The following is a 618-nucleotide window of genomic DNA, read 5'->3' on the forward strand; positions in this document are numbered from 1 at the left end:
CTTGTTTCGCAAACTCGTGCACGGCTGGGAATGTCATTGGATCTAAGACCTCCGCGAGAGCGCACAACCTACGGTGCAATTCTCCTGGGTAGTCACCGCATACGTTGATGTGACCCATTTTGCGCCCTTCACGTTTCTCTTTGCCGTACCAATGGATGTGACAACCATCCATGGCGAGCAGCGCTTCTGGCAACGTATCTTCACCAAGAATATTCACCATTGAGGTTTCGCGAATCAGTTTGGTGCTGCCTAACGGCAAGCCGCACACGGCGCGCAGATGGTTTTCAAACTGACAAGTTTCCGCACCTTGCTGTGTCCAGTGACCGGAGTTGTGCACGCGTGGGGCAATCTCATTGACTAACAGTGTGCCCTCGACATCAAAGAACTCGAGTGCCAATACGCCAACGTAATCCAGGCTATCTGCGACGGCCGTGAACATCTGCTTGGCTTGGGCTTGCAGCTCTGGCGCATCAATCGCGGTGGATAAGCTCAATACGCCATTGGTATGAACGTTTTCTGCTAGAGGGTAAACTTCAACACTGCCGTCTTTGCCACGCGCACCAACTAAAGAGACTTCACGATTAAATGGCACAAACTCCTCTGCCACAATGGCTTGAG

At 52.1% G+C, this 618-nt stretch carries 1 protein-coding gene; it reads right to left on the reverse strand.

The genetic code is table 11. The annotated features are described in order from the left end of the window. Positions 1 to 618, reverse strand: a 618-nt coding sequence (locus R7Z50_RS28735) for an ATP-grasp domain-containing protein (RefSeq protein WP_318149914.1), incomplete at both ends; no start/stop codon positions are given.

Source organism: Vibrio sp. 1249-1 (genome assembly GCF_033340495.1).